Source organism: Halomarina pelagica, assembly GCF_024228315.1.
GTDB classification, from domain to species: Archaea; Halobacteriota; Halobacteria; order Halobacteriales; family Haloarculaceae; genus Halomarina; species Halomarina pelagica.
Map to the genome: position 1 here is coordinate 3496731 of NZ_CP100454.1, position 21608 is coordinate 3518338.

At 59.5% G+C, this 21608-nt stretch carries 19 protein-coding genes and 1 pseudogene; 5 read left to right on the forward strand and 15 right to left on the reverse strand.

Annotated features, from left to right (window positions below):
• Positions 1-102 precede the first annotated feature (102 nt).
• On the forward strand, positions 103-756 hold the full coding sequence (locus tag NKI68_RS18320) for a helix-turn-helix domain-containing protein (protein WP_254544569.1): 654 nt from the start codon (positions 103-105) through the stop codon (positions 754-756).
• Here NKI68_RS18320 and NKI68_RS18325 read toward each other — a convergent pair whose 3' ends face one another.
• The 5 genes from NKI68_RS18325 to tnpC form a co-directional block, all read right to left on the reverse strand.
• On the reverse strand, positions 757-1149 hold the full coding sequence (locus NKI68_RS18325) for a DUF6114 domain-containing protein (protein WP_254544570.1): 393 nt from the start codon (positions 1147-1149) through the stop codon (positions 757-759).
• 12 nt (positions 1150-1161) lie between these two features.
• On the reverse strand, positions 1162-1758 hold the full coding sequence (locus NKI68_RS18330; RefSeq protein ID WP_254544571.1) for a DUF6230 family protein: 597 nt from the start codon (positions 1756-1758) through the stop codon (positions 1162-1164).
• Positions 1759-1915: 157 nt separating this feature from the next.
• Entirely contained in the window at positions 1916-2341 is a 426-nt protein-coding gene (locus tag NKI68_RS18335; protein WP_254544572.1) for a winged helix-turn-helix domain-containing protein, read from the reverse strand.
• A 245-nt stretch (positions 2342-2586) separates the two neighbouring features.
• Positions 2587-4287: a bacterio-opsin activator domain-containing protein gene (locus tag NKI68_RS18340; RefSeq protein ID WP_254544573.1), complete on the reverse strand. Its 1701-nt coding sequence runs from the start codon at positions 4285-4287 to the stop codon at positions 2587-2589.
• A gap of 80 nt (positions 4288-4367) precedes the next feature.
• Positions 4368-5807 (reverse strand): IS66 family transposase, encoded by a 1440-nt coding sequence (tnpC, locus tag NKI68_RS18345; protein WP_254544574.1) that lies wholly within the window; start codon positions 5805-5807, stop codon positions 4368-4370.
• A 338-nt stretch (positions 5808-6145) separates the two neighbouring features.
• Between tnpC and NKI68_RS18350 the strand changes: the two genes are divergently transcribed.
• On the forward strand, positions 6146-7033 hold the full coding sequence (locus NKI68_RS18350) for a DUF8172 family protein (protein ID WP_254544576.1): 888 nt from the start codon (positions 6146-6148) through the stop codon (positions 7031-7033).
• A 614-nt stretch (positions 7034-7647) separates the two neighbouring features.
• Complete coding sequence (locus NKI68_RS23955; RefSeq protein WP_254546451.1) at positions 7648-7761, forward strand: TATA-box-binding protein; 114 nt, start codon at positions 7648-7650, stop codon at positions 7759-7761.
• A gap of 544 nt (positions 7762-8305) precedes the next feature.
• Here NKI68_RS23955 and NKI68_RS18360 read toward each other — a convergent pair.
• Positions 8306-8596, reverse strand: a complete 291-nt coding sequence (locus NKI68_RS18360; protein WP_254544577.1) for a MarR family transcriptional regulator — start codon at positions 8594-8596, stop codon at positions 8306-8308.
• A 1434-nt stretch (positions 8597-10030) separates the two neighbouring features.
• Here NKI68_RS18360 and NKI68_RS18365 point away from each other — a divergent pair.
• Positions 10031-10360 (forward strand): DUF5789 family protein, encoded by a 330-nt coding sequence (locus NKI68_RS18365; RefSeq protein WP_254544578.1) that lies wholly within the window; start codon positions 10031-10033, stop codon positions 10358-10360.
• 449 nt (positions 10361-10809) lie between these two features.
• Here NKI68_RS18365 and NKI68_RS18370 read toward each other — a convergent pair whose 3' ends face one another.
• From NKI68_RS18370 to NKI68_RS18380, 3 genes are all read right to left on the reverse strand, one after another.
• Entirely contained in the window at positions 10810-10977 is a 168-nt protein-coding gene (locus NKI68_RS18370) for a DUF1931 family protein (protein ID WP_254544579.1), read from the reverse strand.
• Positions 10978-12494: 1517 nt separating this feature from the next.
• The gene (locus tag NKI68_RS18375; protein WP_254544581.1) at positions 12495-12818 is read right to left on the reverse strand and encodes a hypothetical protein; all 324 of its coding nucleotides are present in this window, start codon (positions 12816-12818) and stop codon (positions 12495-12497) included.
• A 554-nt stretch (positions 12819-13372) separates the two neighbouring features.
• The gene (locus NKI68_RS18380) at positions 13373-14443 is read right to left on the reverse strand and encodes a hypothetical protein (RefSeq protein WP_254544582.1); all 1071 of its coding nucleotides are present in this window, start codon (positions 14441-14443) and stop codon (positions 13373-13375) included.
• Between the two features lie 324 nt (positions 14444-14767).
• Here NKI68_RS18380 and NKI68_RS18385 point away from each other — a divergent pair.
• Positions 14768-16015, forward strand: a pseudogene (locus NKI68_RS18385) (RNA-guided endonuclease InsQ/TnpB family protein); the annotation flags it as partial.
• A gap of 171 nt (positions 16016-16186) precedes the next feature.
• On the opposite strand, the gene NKI68_RS18390 reads toward NKI68_RS18385, so the two are convergent.
• The 6 genes from NKI68_RS18390 to NKI68_RS18415 all read right to left on the reverse strand — a co-directional run bounded on the left by NKI68_RS18390 (position 16187) and on the right by NKI68_RS18415 (position 21495).
• On the reverse strand, positions 16187-16486 hold the full coding sequence (locus NKI68_RS18390; protein ID WP_254544583.1) for a PadR family transcriptional regulator: 300 nt from the start codon (positions 16484-16486) through the stop codon (positions 16187-16189).
• A 3253-nt stretch (positions 16487-19739) separates the two neighbouring features.
• Positions 19740-19919 (reverse strand): hypothetical protein, encoded by a 180-nt coding sequence (locus tag NKI68_RS18395; protein WP_254544585.1) that lies wholly within the window; start codon positions 19917-19919, stop codon positions 19740-19742.
• Positions 19920-19997: 78 nt separating this feature from the next.
• Complete coding sequence (locus NKI68_RS18400; protein ID WP_254544586.1) at positions 19998-20417, reverse strand: type II toxin-antitoxin system VapC family toxin; 420 nt, start codon at positions 20415-20417, stop codon at positions 19998-20000.
• A gap of 54 nt (positions 20418-20471) precedes the next feature.
• Positions 20472-20639, reverse strand: a complete 168-nt coding sequence (locus NKI68_RS18405; RefSeq protein WP_254544588.1) for a hypothetical protein — start codon at positions 20637-20639, stop codon at positions 20472-20474.
• 102 nt (positions 20640-20741) lie between these two features.
• Positions 20742-21146 (reverse strand): PIN domain-containing protein, encoded by a 405-nt coding sequence (locus NKI68_RS18410; protein ID WP_254544589.1) that lies wholly within the window; start codon positions 21144-21146, stop codon positions 20742-20744.
• A complete protein-coding gene (locus tag NKI68_RS18415; RefSeq protein WP_254544590.1) occupies positions 21133-21495 on the reverse strand; it encodes a hypothetical protein in 363 nt (120 codons plus the stop codon). The genes NKI68_RS18410 and NKI68_RS18415 overlap by 14 nt, the downstream gene beginning before the upstream one ends.
• Positions 21496-21608: the final 113 nt, after the last annotated feature.

Below are 21608 nucleotides of genomic sequence, written 5' to 3' on the forward strand. Positions count from 1 at the left end.
TGTTCTCCTTCCGACGGGAGTCACGGACCGAAGGAAGTCGCTCGGCGGGACCTGTTATGTGAGCCAGTACAGTAATACTACGCGAGAATATTGTGATTTTATATGAAGTTTGCGACCGTCACGCTCACGCTCCCGGAGGGTGGCGTCCATCCGGTCGGGGCGGCCATCGCCGAGCTAGAGGGGGTGCGGCGCGAGGAACTGGTCCACGTCAACGCGCTGTTCGACGGCAACGGCGTGCTGGTCTACCGGCTCTCGGGGGACGTCTCGACGCTCGGGTCGGCGCTCGACGAGCACCCCGACGCCATCTCGTACGACCTCGTCGACGCTCCCGACGACGATCACTACTGTTACGTCTACGTCAAGCCGGGGCACCCCGCCGGGACGCTCATGTACCTCGTCGAGAAGTACGCGCTGATCCTCGATCCGCCCCTCGAGTTCACTCGGGACGGCCGGCTTCGCGTCACCGTCGCCGGGCGGGCGGAGAAGCTCCGCGAGGCGTTCCAGCAGTTCCCGGACGACGTGGTCATCGACGTCGAGCAGGCCGGCGCGTACGTCCCCGGCCACGCGCAGTTGCTCACCACGCTGACCGACCGGCAGCGCGAGGTGCTCGAAACCGCCGTCGAACTGGGATACTACGACATCCCCCGTCGGGCGACGCACGCGAGCATCGCGCGCGAACTGGACTGCGCCTCGAGCACCGTCGACGAACACCTGAGAAAGGCGGAAGCGCGCCTGTTCGGCGCGCTGGTCGGATAGCTACTCCCCGTCGGCCGGCGGCTCCCACGCGACGCAGAGCGCCCCGCCCGCGATGCCGACGATCGTCCCGACGACGAAGCCGCCGAGCGCGCCGAAGATGGACGCGATGGCGATGAGCATCCCCGCGACGCCGAAGAAGCTCGCGAGCTTCGGCTGGGCGAGCGCGAACACGCCACAGAGGAGGACGAAGACGGTGAAGATGAGGCCGATGTACGCGAACTCCACCGGGACGAGCGCGAACTTCAGCGCCAGGTCGAGCGGGATGATGCCGATGATCAGCGCCGAGACGATCAGCAGCACGCCGCCCCAGAACGGCCGGTCGCGCTTCCACGAGCCGAACTGTCGTCGGTAGCCGTCCGCCCCCACCGTCGGAACGTCGAACCTCGTGCTCACGTCGTCCTCACCTCACTTGGGGGCGGCGCACTGCCCCTTCGGCAGGTCGCTCGTGTCCTCGGGGTTGACGATCGTCTTCACCGTCGCGCCGTTCAGCGTGATCGAGCGGACGAACTGGCTCTGGGCCTTGATCCTCCCGTCCTCGATCGTGATGCTGGGCGCGGACAGCGACAGCTGGTTCTTCACCTCGGCGCTCGGCGCACCCGCCTCGATCGTCTGGCCCTGATCGAACGTCAGGTCCCCGCGGAGGTAGGTGAACTTCTGCGTGAGGCCGTTGAACCGCACCGTCTGGTCGGACGTGATCAGCACCCGGACCGTGTCGCCGGTCGGCGTCCGGATGTCCTTGTAGAGGTTCAGTCCCTCGATCGTCCCCTTCTCGATCTGGGCGACCGAGGCCGGATACGCCGAGCACTCGCTGTTGTTCTCCAGCGTCGGATACTGCTGGAACCCCTGTCCGCTCAGTTCGTCGAACGTCACGGTGAACCCTCCGACGCCGGCTGTCGGCACCGCGACCGCGACGCCGCCCACGACGACGCCCGCGCCCACGCCGAGCAGCAGGAGGTTACCCACCAGGAACACCGCCGCGAACCGTCTCTTGTCGATTGGCATGGCCTGTCGGTACACACCTGCCACCGTCCGTTATCCTTTAGCGCAGGAATATCCGGTTGTTTAAGTCAACATTCGACAGTAGGTGAATTTCATCGAATTGGATTAGATCGGTGACGCGCCCGGAAGCGGGAGCGATCCTATGGAGGGTGATCGGGCGTCAGCGCCAGTCGTCGCGGAGTTCGCCGACGTGGTCGTGTATCGTTCGAAGCATCGGGCCAACGTCCTCGAATCGGGGGCCTCGACGCATCTCGTTCGCCTCCCTGTCCCACTCGATGAGCCCCGCGTACTCGAGTTTCGGCAGGTGGTTGTGCACCAGGTTGATCTCGAGACGATCCGAGTTCCCGTCTCCGACGATCTCCCCTATCGAGACAGTTTCGCCCCCGCCGTCCCGGAAGTCGCGTTCGAGCAGCGCGATCAGCAATCGACGGCGGGATCTGTCCGACAGAATTTCGAAAACCGTGTCCGTAGATGGCTCCTCGATGGGCGTTCGTTCTGTCATAGAGTGCGAGGGGGTCCGGACGCCGCCACGACCCCTTCGGTCACCCCCGCGTGAAGGCACGTGACGCGACCAGTTAGAACCCATACGTTAAGTACGGGCCGAGGTCGGGAGAACATTCGCCCTAGCATAGTGAACCTCGTGGGAGAGTCGATCTCAATAACTAGGGATCGCCGCGGACCGCCGCTGCCGAGCGGCCGCCATCGCGCCGAACGGCTCCCCGGCTGTCGATACCGCGGGGTGGACCTGGGAGAGACCGATCGGGAGGGGAACCGGACGTTCGGTGTTCGGTGAGAGTCGTCCCCGTCGGTGACCGGGGGGCGGGCGACCGATCAGGATCGACCGAACACCATCTCGCAGAGTCTCCGTTCTGCCTCCCGGAGGTGGGAGGCGAACGTCGGCTGTGAGATGCCCAGCGACTCGGAGAGTTCCTTCCCCGTCCGTGCGCGTGGCGACTCGAAGAACCCGCTCAGGTAGGCCGTTTCGAGTATCTCACGCTGGCGGTCGGTGAGCCGCTCCTCGACCGCGGCCCGCAGATCCTGGCGCGACGCGATCGTCCGATCGCGGGTGTGTCGAGCCACCAGCTCGGTGTCGGGGTACGCGGCCCGAACGCCCCGGACCAACTCGCGGACGTCGGTCGGCGTCGGGAGGTCGACCACGGCGGTGGTGTCGTCGACGGTGGCGGTGAGCGAACGGACGACGGCCCGTCGACCGACCAGGTGCGACGCGAGCGTCGGTTCGGTCGCGACCGCCTCGAAGACGCACTCTGTCTCGTCCCCCCGGACCACCCGGATCTCCTCGACGCCCGCGAGCCGCTCCCCGGCGGTTCGAACCTCCTCGGGGGGCGTCCCCCGCGTCGTGAAGAAGAGCCGGGTGACGCCGTCCGACTCGGGGACGAGCCCCTCGAACTCGATCTCGCGGCCGACGTCCCGAGCGAGTCGGCCGAGCACGTCGTCGGCTCGGACCTTCAGCGTCAGTTCGACGACGTGGTCGGTCCGCAACGTCCGCCTGGTCTCGGCGGCGTCGATGGAGTGGGCGATCGTCTCGCCGAGTTCCGCCAGCACCGTTCGCTCCATCTCGTCGAAGACGTTCGGCGTATCCGCGTACAGGTTCAACACGCCGTAGAACGATTCCTGGTAGACGAGCGGGACGCTGATGCAGGATCGAAAGCCCCGCGAGAGCGTCTCCTCGCGCCACGGTTTGAAGCTCGGATCGATCAGGACGTCCTGGACGACCTGTACCTTCCGCGTTCGCACCGCCGTGCCGACCGGTCCGCGTCCGGTGGGCGTGTCGTCGGCCGTGATCGTGATGCCGTCGAGGTACCCCGCCTGGCCGCCCGCCCGGGCGCGCGCCGTGATCGCGCCCGTGTTCCGGTCGCGTTCGCCGATCCACACGAAGCGATACGGGTCTGACGCCGCGAGTCGCTCGCAGACGATCCGTTCGATCTCGGTCCGCGTGTCGGCTTCCACCAGCGCCTCGCCGATCCCGCGGATGACGTTGTTGATCCGATTGAGCCGTTCCAGGTGCTCGTTTTTCTCCTCGAGCGTCCGCTCCCGCTCGGCGCGATCGAGCGCCGTCTCGATGGTCCGCCCGAGCGTGTTCGCGAGATCGACCGTGGTCCCGTCGAACGCGTCGGCGTGGGCCGATCCCGCGCAGAAGACGCCGTGTCTCCCGAGCGGGACGATCACGCCGCTCCGGAGCGACGTCTCCGAGTCGGCGGCGTCGGGCGGGGGCGGCAGGTCGTTACGCACGTCCGTCCGCTCGGTGACGAACGCCCGCCAGGCGCGGTCCTCGTAGAGTTCGGCGAGCGCGGTGACCGTCGGGTCGTCTGTGCTACTGGCGTGTCGCTCCAGTTCGCCGGTGGTCCCGTCGTAGAACCAGGTCGACGCGAACGTCACGTCGAGCACCGTTCGCACGATGTCCGCCGCGCGATCGGCGATGTCGTCGGAGTCGAGGTGCATCAGCTCCCGGGTCGCGTCGCTGAGCGCGCTGAGCCCCCGCTCGCGTCGTTCGAGCGTCTCGTAGGCCGTCACCCGCTCGACGAGCGTCTGCGTCGATCGGTCGTCCGCGCCCGACCGGCCCTGTCCGTCGACGTTCTCGGACGGGTATGTGTTTACCCCGAGGGCTCGACAACCGGCACAGCTTGCGCCCGTGAAATCATCTCGTTGTCTCGGGCAACTCGCTTGAGTTCCTCGTAGGGGTTGCGTCCCTGCTGGCGCCACGTCGCCAGCAGGGACAGCAACGTCTCGTGGACGAACATTCCATGGTCGTTACGGAGCGTCCCGATGATTTTCCGGAGAACGACCGGCTCACGAAGCGCGTTCTCGGCAGCATTGTTCGTCGGTGAGACCGCTGGCTCACCGACGAAGGTGAGCCAGTGGTCGAGCCCACCTTCGATCTTCCCGAGCAGTGTTGCCACTGCTCCGTCGGTCTCTGACCGCTCAACGAGCGAGGTGAGTTCGGCCCGGGCAGACCGATGCATCTGTGCCCGTTCACGGACTGTTGGGTCGGTCTCCAGCCACGCCTGGAGACCGACGTACATCTGCCTGAGAGATCGGTGAATCCGCTCTCCCTTCTTGTGGTCGTCGGCGACGTCTTCGGCCTCACGGAGCAAGTGGGCCCAACACCGCTGGAGGTTGCTGGTGAAGGCCGGATACGCCGTCCAGCCGTCACAAACGACCGTTCCCGCGAAGTCCTCACCGAGGACTTCCGCGGGAACATCATGACCACGGCTCTCTCTGACGGCGTACAGCGTGTGCTCGGCCGTCCTGAACGTCCAGATCCACGCTTGGTCACCGTCACGTTTGACGCCGGTTTCGTCGACGTGGACGACATCAGCGTCCTGGATGTGGCGACGGATTTGTTCGTACTCGCAGCGACCGGCGCGCGCAGCGCGCTCGGTCGCGTGCCACGCGGACGCGCCCGAAAGCTCCAACCCACAGAGCTGCTCGAAGCGATCAGCGATCTTCCGGTAGGGAAGTCGCTGCTCGTACCGGGAGAGTGCGGCCTGTGCGATGACGTTCACCCCGAACTGCCCCTCATCGGGGCAGTCGGGGTGTGAGGCAACAGTTGCGGTTCCACAGGACTCACACTCGTAGCAGTGACGGTTGTACCGGGTGACGACAGGCGGCTGTGGATCGGGAATCTCTTCGACGAGTCGGGGGCTGACGCCCACCGACTCGTCGAGATCCTCACCACACTCTGGACAGCAGTCGCAGGTGACCTCAACTTCCTCATCGGGATCAGACACTGTTCGCCACTCTGGATCGTGTCCGTCGTTCCGACCCGGTGTTCCGCCGTCAGTACGGACGTTATCGTCGTCCTCGTCACTGTCCGAGGTCGGCGACCGAGGGGTCGCCGACCGTCGTTTGCTGGGCGGGGTGTGTGGATTTTCGTACTTGCGAAGCCGTGCTTCGAGTTCCTCGATCTGCTCGTTCTGTTCTTCGATCCGCTTGTTCTTCTGAGTGAGTTCCTGTTCGAGTTCTTCGACCCGCTGCTCAAGTTGAAGAAAGCGAGAAAGCAGTTCCTCCTTGGTGAGATCGTCCCCGTTCACAGATCCCACCTACCAGCGATGACAGCAGGGGTGACGGGATGGGCTCCGCCGCGGAGCCCATCCCTGTGGATCACCACGAAACCCTGCCGCCAGTACATACAGCCCGGCTTGTGCGCTTCCTATGAGACAGTGGCGAAATCAGTTCGGGCTAAACACATACCCTTTGACGATTAGGTCAGCCATTCCATCCGAGGTGTCTCGCGTCGGCCATATAACGACTATAAGTCCATTACAGGATTTCTCAGCGACTCTGCTGCGAAGCATACTTTATAATTAAACAATCCACGAACAGAGATGCCGAGATGATATAAGCGCCTCTCACGAACGCTACTGTACAGATGGCTCGTGTCGTCTACTATCACCATCCCCAAGCCGAGAACTTTTCGCTGAAGTTTAGCTCGGCCTCTCAATCCGAGATTCTGTCCCGTCGTGAGGATTCAGATGGCGCGACGAAGCTCATCGGCTATCCGTTTGATACCCCCGTGTACGTTCTCTATGAGAGCGATACGGAGATAAAAGACGCAAACGAGATTGACTTCGACCAGAAGTGGCTCAGCGAGCGAATCGTTGAACTCCCCCGTGAGGGGCAGGTCGTCGCATTTCGATTAGTGGAGCTGCTAGAAGCGGCTGTAGACGTGAGAGAAGAAGAAGAGTTCCGCCTCTACAAGGAGTTTGAACCACAGAAGATTCGGCAGGCACTCAACCACGTCTCGTGGGGCGCACCACTCCCACAGGTCGCCGGCGAGGTGATGTCGAATCTCATTCTCCGGCATTCGCTGCCAAACGCGAACCATCGAACGGGGATTGCGATGCTGCAGTTCTGTATCGAGAGTGTGAATCCAGACTTCGAGATGCCTCGCACTCACCTCGATGATGAAACCTGGCAGGAGTGGGTTGATCCCTTTATCGTCGACTCGAAGCGCATCGTCACTGTTCGCCGGAACAATATTCGATTCAAGCAACTGCAGGAGCTGGGCGTCGATCGCGTGGAGCGAAAGGACGGGATTCAGATTCAGTTAGACGAGTTCGAGCTGGATATGCACTGGCGTGACGCACTGTCGACGTACGCCACTCGGCACGAAGATCACTGTACGGAGTTTGCTCGTGCAGTCCTTGAGCGAGCAGAGCGAGACGATCTCCTCGTGAAAGCGGGGCCGACAAAGCAGGAGTTCATCACCTATCTAGAGTCTGGGCTCGTCGAACGGGATTTCAGAGAACTGTTTTGATCAGTCGCGAAGCTCTGCGACCGATTGACCGACCTCTCGGACGTGATCACTTCGCTTGAGGTCGAGTTCCTCAGCGAGGTAATCAACCGTCTCTTCGAGGCTCATACATGAAGGAAGCGCTCCGAGTGGTATAAACCTAGTGCTGTACCATAACTACGGACTTGACGCCGAAAACGTAGATGTCAGGGTCTCCTGACGATTGATTTTGGGTCACTGTCTAGTTGAGTCAGTTGGAGAAGTGAGCAGGTGGGTAAGTTTCTTGTACAAAGATGCTCGCAGATCGGCTCAGCGAGAGCTATGACGCGAATTCTATGGTCCTGCAGCACGGCGTGTGCAGTCGCCGCTCACCGTGCCCGAACAAACGATCGCAAGACGAAGCATCGATGCTATCCACACCGCGCTCGCACAGCTCTTCGAGGCGCTTGACGCGCTCGGGCTCGCGGTGCCTGACTATCCTACGATCACCATTCAGAACATCGTTAGTACCGCGCGGATCTCAACCAGCCACTCGATCTCCACACGATTGCTCTTGGGTTAGGAGTGGAACAGATCAAGTATGAACCGAACAGTTCCCAGGACTGGTATATCGGCTCGACGACCCGTCAGTAGTCATTCTGCTCTTCGGCAGCGGTAAGCTCGTGATTACCGGCGGGACGACGCCCACTGACACAGAAGGCGCGATTAAGACACTGCAGGCACAGCTTGCAGGCTTCGATCTGCTCGACTAACTGTTCTGGCTGGCCATATTGGCGCATCACACCGACACTTCTCGCAGCCTCTCGCCCAGGTTTCCCACAGACTCACATTTGGGCGGAGCCGCGTGCGGGCGTATCCTGAGTTGTCTCCGTCGAGACGACTTCCGGTGTGCCGGTGCCCATCGAATGTGTGCACTCTCGTCGCTCACCGACGCCGAAAGGAAGTCACCGCACTGTCTCCATGTGAGCGCCGACCGCGGTCGGTGGCTCTGCGGCCCGAGCTAGCTGTCTCAACTGCCCACTGCCAGTGCTGCTTAGCCAATGGGGATTCTGATATCGACGGCTATCCATCGTCGGACCGATAGCAGGGCAACGGTTAACACGCATCTGCGCGAACGTCTTAGTGACCGGCTCGCACGTGAACAAGTGTACGAGGGGTGTGGCGAGCCGGTCTCTACCGCGGCATGCTCCCGAAGCGGTGTGAGGATACTACGTGTAGCGAAGCACTCGTCGTCCTTCTTGGACAGGGACACGTCTCATCGACTGACCGAGAGCCGGGAGTGAACGACCGAGCGACTCACTCGGGCGGGGTGGTCACCGGAGTTGCCTGGTAGAGCCTCTTGCGCGCGTCTGGGACATACACTGAGTGGTCGACGAGATCTGCAGACCGAAGATCGGTCAACGCATACCGAGCGGTTCGAGGAGCGAGTCTCGTTCGGTCGCAGAGTTGCTGTTGGGTGAGTGGGCCTTCGTTGGCAAGGACGAGGTAGACGAGTTTTGCACTCGGTGGTAACTCTAGCAGTCGCTCATAGCGGGCGGGCTCCGCCGGCTCAGGCGGCGTGGTGCTGTCCGCGAGGAACACGAACATTGGTGGTCCGTCTCTACGACGCTCTGCGTAAATAACAGTACATCAGTATCCCTCTATAGAACCTAGACCGTCAGTGAGCCACATCCGTGCTAAAAGCTCGTCACGTGGCGACCGGTGAGCGACCGCTCCTGTCTTGTCCGGCGAAGCAAACCAGTTGTGCCCGAATTCCGGACACCCCCCTCCAATACGACGGGCTCAGAGGTCGTCGTAGGGGTGGCCACAGGCCGCATACCGAGGGCCATCCCCGCAGTTGTAGAATCCTGCACTCTGCGTCCCGCAGTCGGGACACTGATACCCGTCAGTGCTTTCTGCTTTCCCTCTACAGCCTGTGTAATGGGACCGCCCCCTTTCCCATCCTGTGACGATCCATCCGCTGAGTGACACCGCCACGAGCGAGAGCACATCGAGGAGGCCTCGCAAGAGGTTTACTCTCATGTGACACGATTTGAAGAGAGCGACTTATGTGTTCTTCTCTCTGTAATGAAATAATTTCTATGGTTTTATTATACCTCTTCAATATTCTCTCGCTACATCATATGTCCTTTCTGGCTACTTCCATTTCCCGCACTGACGAGGCTAAGAGGTGCGGAAGAGCCACCAGATGATGGAGCATCAGGTACGAGATCTGCCTATTCGACCGACGTATCGGTGATGACGCTGAACTCCTTTCCACCGCATGGACACCCTTGATTTGCCCGCATCGTGACCACTGACCCATCACTCCGAATGTGGACTGCTCGCGGTGTGCCACATCTCATACAGACCCCCATGACTGTATTTTCCCTGGGATTCATATCCCGTAGAACAAGAGGCACCAAAATAAGCGCTATTCACGATATATGTCCACTCACTTTCCACGGAGGTTCTAAAATGATAGATACTATAGGATTAGTTAATTTCAGTGTAATACGAGCTTCTCTGGTATGAGGATGACTCACATTATTTATCTATGTCTGAGAGGTGACGAGCAGTTATCCCGGCTCCTGAGATATCCCCAACGCGCTTATCACGCTCAAGTTGACTATCCTGTACTCGGTCTGCTGTACGTCAGGGAGATCGGTGCACACTCAGTTTTGGCACTGTCTCGGTAAACCAGTTTGAAAAGCGAGCAAGTCGATGAGCGACTTGGCCAAGATGCTCGTAGACCTGCTCAGCGAGTGATTTGGTGGCGAATGTGGAAGAATCTTCGGAGCGTGAGCGGATGGATGATCGCTTCGAGAAACAGAGGCAATTCTTGCTGCATTTGGGTGTTAAACGCTCTGATGGGGAAGCGTAGCACTGAATATACAGTCTGGCTAATAATTATTTCTCGTCGCCCTAGTCATCGCTCTCCACACTCAGTCTATCTCTTCAATGAAGCAATGAATACCACGCGCTGTGGACGATGCTAACTGGTTTCTGTCTGCTTGACGAGTACCAGTCAAGGGATCGACGATGGAAGGACCACGCGATAGTGACCGGACACGGGAACAGGGGATTGACTTCGGCGATCTTGCCGAGAACCTCGCCACGCACGAGTATCCGGCCACAACGGCGGAACTACTCGCAGATTATGGCGACACTGAACTCAGCTGCTCGAACGGTACACAGACGTTTCGGAGCGTGCTTGAGCCCTTCGCGGATATGCAGTTCGATTCTGCTGGGGAAGTCCGGCAAGCGGTGTACACCATGGTCGATGAGACTGCAATTGGACGGAAATATTACAGCGACCGAACGCCGCCTGCCCCTGGTGAAGACCGAGAAGGCCCCGACGAGTCATTCTGAGTGCCATCCTCTCCGCCGTAACCGGCGGGGCTTCCCCAAGCCGGTCTTGCTAAGTTGGGTGTTTGCAGGTTCGCACACCGACAAGGTGCTGGCAGTGTCGTTCGAAAGACGCTCCGCGTCTTTCGCGATGACGAGACGGCGAAGCCGTCTCGAACCACCACACTACCGTTACTCCTACCCCTGAGCCGCAGTCAGTTCGGTCGTTTCGGTTCCGACCGAACGCGGTTCCACTCGGAGTTTCGGAGTCGGAGGTATCGTGCTACTCCTCGCGGGTTGGGCGCGAGACTTACCCGGTGGAGATCCCCCGCGATAGGTTCGATGGTCTCTCCTTCATCGTTGCCAAAAAACGTAGGGACAGGGTATCCTACCTTACTTTTCCCGCTGCCACGGCCACGGTAGGCCGATCGCGCATCCGTCAGCCGGATTTCCCCAAAACGGACGGAGAGATTCTATAAATCGCGTGGCTGTACCGTTTTCCGGTTGTTCGCGTCGGCTCGCCGGGCCGCATCGTCGAGCAGGTCCGACACTCGGTCATCGAGGGCATCGTAGAAGTCCGCCGCGACGTTGTGCTCTTCGAGCGTGTCCTTGACCGCGCTTTTAATAATCAGGTCAGTCATACACTGCCATCACTACCATATCTACTTGAAATTATCTGTATGTCCCGAGTTACTACCCAGCGAGAAGCGCTGTCCACGGGTGGCATTGGATAGCTGACTGCCGCCTCGTCCTACCACCGCCACAGTAGGCGGTTTCGATCGGTAACCGTGACCACGCAGAGCGAACCAACTGATCACTCAATGGCACCCTAGAGCCTTGAGAGCAGTAACGAACCCGGTTGCATGTGACAGCGTTGAGCACAGCGGCTCACTGCCGACGACATCACTCCGTCCGACCGCTGAAATGAGGAGGCGAGTGTCAGGAGCACGAGGTCCCACGGTGACCGCCACCTTCTGACGGGGACTTACTCGAATTCGGGGCGAAGTTGACCACCCCACGGGCGACCACCGTCCTCCCACCTGTGCGCTAGACACTCACATTCACTGATGAACGGCTATTACTTAATACTCCGGTTTGCTTGAGAAAGTACGCTCTCGGATCGTCGGCTCGATACCCCAGTCACAGCAGCTATGCCTCCGCTGTCGGTGAACGCTCGCTACGGCAATCGGTCAGAGACAAGCTTGCGACGTTCCTTCGGCTGGGCTACCCTATCCACTCGGTATGGCTGGCCAACAGCACAGGTGGGGAGGGACGGCCGAAGCATGGGCAGGGCAGGGCGTCACGTGCACTGCTGCCTAGAGGTATAGGAAGCCCTTCGTTGAGCGTCGGTTGCCAGCATGTCCCTGGTGGCTTCGTGCCTCCTCCACAGGGAAAGGCATATCGTTCGTAATAAAAATTTCGATCCTATACGTACAAGATAATAGACCGCCTGTGGAGTGCGGCGAGGGCCGTCAGCCAGCGTGCTGTTGCTTCTCCGGGGCTCTATGGGGGAGCAATGGTCTGAACAGCACTGAGTCGTGGTTCAGCCGTTCGGACCATGCTTCGAGGTGTGGTCGTCTCTTCTCCGGTTTCCAAATTTCTCACACGGACAGAGCGACAGCGGTCGTCGCTCATGAACTGCGGTTCTTGCTCGACTGGAGACGGAAGCTGAATGTGATCTCTCGCCGACAAACTGGTCACGTGAGAAGCTCGGCGGTCGGAAAGCGGGGGCCGTCCCCCGCTTGAATAGGTATGACCGTTCTGCATCGTCACCGGACCTCACACATCACCAGTGACAGATACTAACACGCATGGAACCACCATTGTAACGAACTGGATCATCCGAAATAAGCGGGTACTAATCAGAGTGTCCAGCAACCGTGTCAACATCGAGTCCTAGTGTGCTGCACAGTCATCCATCCAGTTTAGTGGCATTCCGACCGACATCGGAAACCAGGCGCACAGGCTTTGCCGTTCACCACCTCGTGTTACTGTGCGCCCGACAGATGCATCAGCGAGCCGGCTCCCCCAGGGTCACCCCCGGAGTTTGCGGTCGGTTGGGGCTCCCAGCCGCCCGCTGGATGGCCGGGAGCGGTAGGTAAGGCGGTGGGGGCGTTACGGGGTGACGGTCACACCAAAAAGACGTTCTGCTAGCGAGTTACCGCAGTCGACTGCGGCTCCACTTGAGGACTGCGTCTAGGACATCGCTCCGGTACCTGGTCACGTAGACGTCGTGCAGCTCTTGGAAGTACATACTGAGCCGACTCGTTGTCATCTTGACCATGGTGCTTGCCGCTCCGACGACCTGTGTCTGAGTGAGCGCGTTCCCCTCGGTAAGCTGATCTGCCATGTACATCGCGGTTGCCGCCATCGCCAGGCGCGTCGTTCCCGGTCCAACCGGTTCCTCGTCCGCGATCTCCAGTAGGTGGGCACTGAGTTCCTGCAGCTCCAAATATACATATCTACACGTGAAGGGCGCCATCAACGCGATGAGCACCTCGTCGACGAACCTCTCTGGCGCTGGAGAATATCTAGACCGAGTTCGCACTGCAGTTTCCTCACCACAGGTAGTGTCTGTGCGGCTACGGACAGGTGAACCGAGACGCCTGCGATAGATACGTGCCGAACAGTACTAAATAATACAATGTATGGGCGTGATGAGGCGCTCTAGAAGCCGATCGCGGTTGGCTGGGGAAAACATATTCGTGTCGTCTCAGCTACGTATAGTAGATAAACGGTGGCATATAGCAAGCGTGAGCGTGATGCAGAGGCAGCGAGAAGGGACCGTGCGCGTGGTGTGACTAAGGACCATATCCACGTGCAATAACTTGTCTCCGTGCGCGCGGCTCCATCCTACGAGGTGGACGTGCGAGGGAGAGCCGCGCACCGTTTTTCACTTGTTTTACAGAATGCAAGGAGAATGCCCCGGGGCTTGACCCCGAGGCGATTCACATCTCCAATAAGCGGGGATTTGTCCTCAACTCCACTCACAAAAGAACTCAAATGTATAGATATATGACTGTCACGTGTTATACCTCAGACATTAATTGCTTGTCGATGCCGTGGATTCCACAGCAACCCTTGGTCTGACAGGATTCGTATATCGGCTTTATTAAAGACGAGTTTCTGGACGGGTGTGCCATCTTGGGTCGTTCCCTCAACAAGGTTGGGCTTGAACCCTAATGTGTGGGCCAGCGAATGAAGTTCTGTGAGGAGGGTCCGTTCTGTTCGGCGCGTTTCATAGCGCCGGCCACGATCAATTCGACCCATCCCAGCGAGCGCACCGGCCAGAAGTCCCCGTTGCTGCGCTGGCGTCTTCGCTAACCAGGGGGGAGATGGGAGCTGTCGGTGACCGGCCGTGAGCGCAAGCCCGACATCATTACGGAGCCAGGTGGTCAGCGCTTGTGATTGGAGCTTAATCCGAGGCCGGTCGTATTCGTATTCTTTGTTCGGTTTGCGAAAGATATCGTGGTGGGCAAACCGATTCACGCTCAGGTTGTGAACGTCCGCAATCGTCTCACGGAGACACTCATACCACGCTTCATCATCCCCCCCCCCCTCGATCAGCAATACCTGCTGGCCGTTTCCCTGAGTTTGAAATTTACCGTCGACCGCATAGACGCCGAGCAGCCGGGCCGCTTCGAAGTCAATGACAGGAGGCAACCGAATACTCCGGAGATAGTCCGAATTGCTCGGGGTGAAGGACGAATAGCGGTTTCGGACGGTGAGGAGATTGCCGTCATATGCTCCGACTTCATCGCGAAGAAAGTGGATATACGGTGGTGAGAGGTCATAATAGATCTCTGCTTGTCGCTGATCGTTGTTATATCGCCGGCGGAGGGCATCTGACACGTAGGATTTGCGCTGTTCCGGACGATCCCACTTCTCATACACCATTGCAGCGAGATTCTGCGTCGTAATTTGCCGGGGGAAGTCATGGTCAGCTAGCCACTTCGCTGCCGTGTAGACCGCGTTCCCCACCCGCTGTGACCGAAAGCGAGACAGATCGGCCTGCGTGAGGCCGAACTGCTCTCTCAACAGATCGTCACGCTCCCCTGCGTCGGCGTCCATTAAGGCCTGCTTGCTGATCTTTGCCTGCCGTACCATTATTTGAAGCTCTCTCTGTATTCATATAAGGAAATCCCTGGGAAGTGAATATTCATTTACAGAAATTACGAGACGGGATTCATACTGTTCGTTTCTTTTAAGGCGTTCCCTCGGCGCACCGGCAAGGTCAGTGCGCTGTAAGCAATCGAACTGAACCACGACTTCCTATCTTCTTCAAGGAGAGAATCCCGCCGTTTACGGCGGGCGTGAATCCGATAACATCGTCGCCGACCAGAGGCGACGACTGGCCGGATATTCAACGTCTGCGTTCACTTTCACTCCACTTGGGTCGGTGTTAAATACATTCCTCGACATAGGCTATGTATGGCGAAACGAGTCGTCACACGGACCTACACCGCGGGCATCTGCAACCAGCAACAGGTGCGCGACGACCTCGATTCGCTCGGATTCGCCGCCAGCAAACTCTGGAACGTCGCCCGATGGACTGTCGGGCGCGTTTGGGACGCATGCGGCCAGATTCCCGAGGATGGCGCTCTGAAGTCGTACCTCAAGAGCCACGAACGCTACGCTGATCTTAATGCACAATCAAGTCAGAAAGTTCTCGAAGAGCTTTCTGAAGCGTTCAACGGCTGATACGGTCACCGCCGAAACGGGACTCAGAACGCGAATCCACCCGGCTACCGCAAACGCGGCGACGACCACCCACGTTCGACCGTCACGTTTAAAGAGGACGGGTTCAAGCACGACGCGAAATACAACCGCGTCCGCCTCTCGAAAGGCCGCAACCTCAAAGAACACTGGTCGGACTTCATTCTCTGCAAGTACGACGCCGGCCCGAACGTCACTGTCGAAAACGTTCAACAGGTCCGAGCGGTGTACGAACACGACGAATGGCGGCTGCACTTCGTCTGCCGCGTCGAAGTCGACGTTGCGGACGCACCGGGCGACGGTGTGGCAGGCATTGATCTCGGGATCTGCAATTTCACCACCGTCTCCTACGGCGACGACGCCGTATTGTACCCCGGTGGCGCGCTCAAGGAAGACGAATACTACTTCGCCAAGAAACGCGCTGAGACGGACGATTCGACCTCACGTGAGGCGAAGCGTCTCGATCGCAAGCGAACAGGTCGTCGGACGCACTTCTTGCACGCACTGTCGAAAGACATCGTTTCGGAGTGCATCGAACGTGGCATCGGAACGATTGTCGTGGGCGACCTCGGCGGCATCCGCGAGGACGAGAACGGTGACGCCCGCAACTGGGGACGCCACGGCAATCTCGATTTGCATGGGTGGGCGTTCGACCGCTTCACGCAGATGCTCTCGTATAAGGCCGAGGCTGAAGGCATCGAGGTCGTCACGATGTCCGAACGAGGGACGTCGAAGACGTGTTCGGCGTGCGGGCGGTCGGATAAGCGTCAGCGCGTTGAACGCGGGTTGTACGTCTGCGAGTGCGGATTCATCGGGAACGCCGACTGTAATGGCGCAGAGAACATCAGACGAAAAGTACTCCCGAATCCTCCATCGGAGGATAGGGATAACGGCTGGTTGGCACAGCCAGCGGTCCGCCTGTTCGACCGTAGCGAGGGCGCTTTCGCCCCGCGAGAACAGGTCGTGGACCGCAAACCATACTATCCCAACCGCGGTCGGGAACCCCCGGCGTTTACGCCGGGCAGGATGTCATCTCCCGTGAGAGATGTGACCTGTCTCTTTGGTCCCTCGACATGGCGTCAGGAGAGAGCGTCGTGGATCGCCCTGCGTGCAGCTCCATCGGTTTTTCACCAATCAAGATTGGCTCGGTGATGGAAACGGGAGATAGGTATGTTCCCACCCCTGACGCGCGGCAAGCGCCTCATAGCCCTGCTCAGTGAGGGCATAGGAGTTTGTTCGCTGATCTCTGGTACCTTTTTTTACATAGCCCTGAAACGCGAGAGCATCGAGATTAGAATATAATCGTGTGTCCGAGGGGGTATACTCAGGTACGGCGTCGAGTTCGGTCTTGATCTGTTGCCCGGTTGGATGCTCGAATCCAGCGAGGATGTACAGGAGGTCACGCTGGAATCCGGTCAGGTCAAAGAGCGTCATCAGTCAATCCCTCCATCAACGATCCTTATTGTTAATACGGTCTTCATACGGTGACTCAGCAGATCGCTACCACCACCAGAGAACAGGGAACAGGGACCCCTCAGGACAAGCAGATCTGCCCGCGTCTTATCGTAGAGACCACCAGAGCGGCAAGCCAGATTTGTCCCCGGGAGCAGTATATTCTTGATCTATATTACGATTAACTAACCATGAGGGAGGATGATACGCACCTGTCGCCGTAGGGTTTCAGGCCCTACGTGTGACAGCAGCGTTCGAGATCCCACTCTCCGTGCCAGGAAAGGGGATACCGCCTCAACGCCGCAGTGATAGTGACGCCATCGCTGTCTCGTGCATGGTGCGGCCCTTCAACATCAGGGGCTGTGAAATGGCGGCACTGCCGTTTCACAGCCCAGGGCTGTACTTCCGTAACCGTCCTCGTTGTGCTGTCCGCTCGCTTAGCTGTGCTGATCACCCGTATGGACCATGACGTCCACATACTGCTTAGCTACCGGACAGCGTAAGGAGTGAGAGTTAATCACACTCAGTGAACTACCCCCACCTACCGCGCTCGGGGTTACTCACCCCTCGCTTCTTGAGGTGGGGCTTCTTCGTTCACTGACGCGACGTGCAGATTCACACGGAATCCACAGCGGTCGCAGTCTCCGGAGGCGTGGATTCGGCCCGTCCCCTGCCTATCTGACCGCACTGCGCAGTGCGTAGAACGGGTTGGAGTTTCCAACCCGTTCTACTATCACGCACGAAAATCACTACGGTGGGATAGTACATCAAGTTATTGTACACGTTAGAAAGACGATGACAGCGGGCGGATCCCCCCCCCTATTCGCGCCTTCGGCGCTCGTTGCGGAAGGGGCCTCCCCCGCCTGCAATTCAGGTAAAAAGGTGAGGCCATGTCAGCGCCGAAAGCCGGTGTGCATGGAGACGAGAGCAGAAGAGACTCGTTAGCGATATATTTTCAATCTTATATTGCATCTAACTAATTGCGAACAGAATGATGTTCACCTGTCGCCGTGGGATGCCATATCTCGCGTGTGACGTCCGTGCGTTAATCGCTACGGACCCCATGATACAGGTGGGAATGTACCGGACCGCCAGTTTCTGACATTTCACCCCCGCTCGCTGTGCCAGGGCGGGGGACCCTACTACAGGAGTGAGCCGACGCTGTTACTCTCACGTCTATTCTTAGCGTCACACAGGTGGGGCGAGGGATCGCTGGGGAGTGCCAGCGACCCTCGCTCGCAGTTCATGCTTTGGTACACGCTATTTAGTATTACCGACTTGTAGACGCAGGAGATACCCTCCCCCCGTCAGACGTCTACCTCCCGCACTTCTCCCGGATAACATTACATAATTGCTAGAGATTTAGCGGCAATATGATATCATACTGTGGTATCACCAGCAAATCGCTAGGCAGCGGCGGGATGAGTGTCGTCCCACGTCCACAGAGTGACTCACTATCCCCCACCGTAATAGCACGGTCATCACACCATAGTCTGACGATTACCAATGCTCTCACATCGTATTACCACGATATCAGTGAATATTCCTGGTAACAATATACGCTAATCTAAGGGAAATAGGGGTAGGGGACGGTATGTAAGAGGTTGATTCGCACGTATGAGTCGGTAGCATTAAGTCTCCGGTCTAATGAGAATACTCGGCGAGCGAGGGGTGCGGGTACGTACGTCACCCTCTCGCCCCACCTGTGTACAGGAACTATGACTGTTCGTGGAGCGACGGCGTCAGCGCGCTCCTCAATGGAGGAGGTCCCCTCCGTGGGATAGTGGAGGGGACGGGACGTCGATGGTTGGTGATCCGGTGCGAGGTCCCACCTGTGTGTTCGGGTCCATGCTGACGGACGCACGGGCGTCACGCGCAGGGCACTACACCCTCCGGCGACAGCTGACTGTCACCACAGACATAGTTAGTTAGAAACACTATATTCCAGGAAATATCTTGCTAACCGCTCGCTCTGCCGGTGCGTTGCCGGTCGGCGCGTAGACGGACTCATGGAAAACGGCCCGTCGCCCCACAATCAGCGTCACTGCCAACGCCACCATATTCGAGAGGGCGACGGGTCGGGCACACAACACGATTCTATGGAATGTCGATGAGGTCCCCGCGTCTCACCGGCAGTGATGTCTGCTTCCTGCCTGCGTATCACACTCGTGCTTGCTATGTGCTATCCCTTGCATCCTATCTGACACTTGAGAGAATAATCATGGACATCTGCTATAGGTGAGAGAATCCCCCGACACGGCGTCTGTCCAGGGGGGTGCACTCTGTCAGAAATATAGTAGTAGAGTAATACGTATGCGGCGGCAGTGCGTCTTATCGCCTGCCCGCAGCGGTGCGGGCATCACCTGTGGCGAGGGCGACCGCCGTGGCTTCCTTCAGTCGCCCCGCATACCTACATTGCGATAGCGGATGAACGAGCGCACACTGGCGCCCGCTTCTGGCCGCGCCGCGCGGACTGGAACCTACGCTCCGCTGGGCCGTTGCTCTGGTGATCGGGGACCTGGATGTCGACGGTGAGCGGATGGTATCGGATCGACTCGGCCCGAGTGTTCGCGATCCGACGGGCAGAACGGTCGTGTTCGTCGGGGCTGAACGAGGAATCTGAGTAGCGACATCGAGCGGGGATTCCTCGTGACGGCTGATAGCGGTGAATCAGTGGCGGTCATGTCGTCCGTCGTATTGTGTTCTGTGTGATGATCTGCATTACAGTAATAATGGATGGATAAGTGTCTTGCTCACGAAACCAGAGGTCCTACATGAGCGGAGGACTAACAGTGTGTGTGTGTGTGAGTCTCAGTCACCCCTGGCTCCGCTCGTGGCTCGCGATGGGACGCGAGAACACCACGGTCACAGGTGGGAGAACGCGGAGGCCCCGGGGAGACGACGACTCAGCCGTATCGTGGGGTAAAAGAGCTCCTGTTCGTGCTCACAGGGATATTCCTCCCTGCTTTCACTCTTGTGCAGTCGATAGTAGTGTATTGGTTATCCGAGAGAGATGTCTGAGAGATCCGGATAGGTGCGGGCGTCGAGGAGCTCACGATTCTCTCCGATGAGCTTGTCCGGATGCCATTCAGCTCCTCACGCTCGACCGCTTCGTGATCACTCATTCGTCAGTTCGGCGTTGAGGTGGTCGCGGACGCGGGCGAAGTGCTCACTGATGCGCTCAGGCATCGCCTTGAACTCCGGCTCGCTGGTCGCTCCTCTCGGTGACTCCGTGTCATTGATCGGAGGCGGCCGACTCGCGATTCACGTGGGAGGGCGTCCGCCCTCGCCCCCACGTACGGACGTCGACGTCTTCGCCCTTCAGGTAGTCGCGGATCTCCTCGCGTTGCTCGCGCATCGCGTCGCGAATCGCCTCGATCTCGGCGTCCGTTACCGGCTCTTGATCCCGTGCCAATGTTCAAATCTCCGTATATCCCCTTCCATGTGCTCAGTCAAGTAGTCTGCCGGTTCCCTTGATCTTTCGTGTGGTGTGTCATTCTCTCGGGAGCGCGGTGAACCCGAGGGTCCGAAACCCGCCGTCATAGGTGAGGATATGATCGATGCCGTAGTCCCGCGCCTGCACGCCGATTACGTGGTCAGTGAGGGAGATCGCTTGGTCGTCGTACTGTTGGAACTGCTCGACAGCCCGCTCGGCGAGCGACGGCTCGACGTCGAGGACACGGACGGTGTCCGTCTCGAGGATCCGGTCGATGACTTGGTGGGCCACTCGCGTCCCCGCGTGTGAGAGCAGCAGGGACACAACCTCGTCGAGGACGTACTGATTCGTGACGAGCGGGTAGTGCGGGAGGGAATTCGCCCCGATCGCCTGGATCACCGGCCGGATCTCCTCGTGGCATGACACGCCCTCGTACTGGTGGGCGACGATGGCATTAGTATCGACAAAGCGCGGCACGCGCCCGTCGACACTCCCGGCCGGGACGAATCGGGGAAAGTCGCTCGCCCCAGGTCACTCGGTCTCGGTCTCGGGCTCGGTTTTGACGGCAAGCGCGTCTCCGAGGAGGTCGTCGGTGTCCGCGGCGTCGATCGGCTCGCCCTGATCTTCGTCGAACGGCGCGCCGGCGAAGAACGGGGCTCCGGGGTCATGGTCGCCCGCTTGGTGGTCGTGGTGGTTCATTTGAGGGCGTCAAGGAGCTCGCGATCCTCTTCGATAAGCTGGCGGATCCGGTCGCGGAAGGCCGCACGGTCCTCGTCGGCCTCTCGCTGGTTGTGAGGGCGTTCACTGGGCATTGGGAGTGACGAGCCGGACATCGAGATCCGGCACCCGCTCAAAGTGTGCATCGGCCGTGATGAGCCGCATTCCCGCATCACGGGCGGTCCCGGCGATCAGCACGTCCGCGAGGTTGATCTGCTCGCCGCGCTCGGTGAGCGCCGCGTCGATCCGTGCGGCCTCACGCGCCGGCCCCTCACCGAACGGGAGGGGGTCGGCCCAACTGAGGTCGCTCGCCACGCTCTCGACGGTCTCCGCTGGCGCATCCGAGAGGAGCGCCCCGATATACAGCTCGAAGAGCGCGATCGCTGGGACCCACACCGGCTCGTTGTCGCCAAACTCGGCGATGACCGTGGCAGCGTGGGGCTCGCCACGCCAGTAGTCGATCACAAAACTCGTATCAAGACACGTCATCGCGGTGCTCTCGGAGGTCGCGATCGAGGCGCTCGCTTACGGCGTCGACGCTCTCGGCGATATTCGTCCCCCGGTACTTCCCGAAGCTCTTCATGTACTCTCGGGGGCGGTCAGGGTCGGCTCCCGTCCGCCACCAGATGACGCGTCCGGCCGTCGAGCGGCGCTCGACGCGTCCCTGGTCGTACAGCTGGCCGAGCTTGCGGCGGGCGGTATCACGCGAGCAGTCGAGGGTATCGGCGACATCGGCCGACGTGACGACCGGCCCGCGGACCTCGTCGAACACACCGAGCACCGCCTCGAGCGGTACCGTCTCGACGTACCGGCCGGAGTCACCGTGTTTTCGGGGCATACGTCTCTCTACGAAAGCGGGATACATATCCCTTCTGGCGTACGCATTATGGAACGGGTTATGACCATACGCTGTATAAAATATGGTAGAGGCAGACCGGTCCCTCGGGGCAT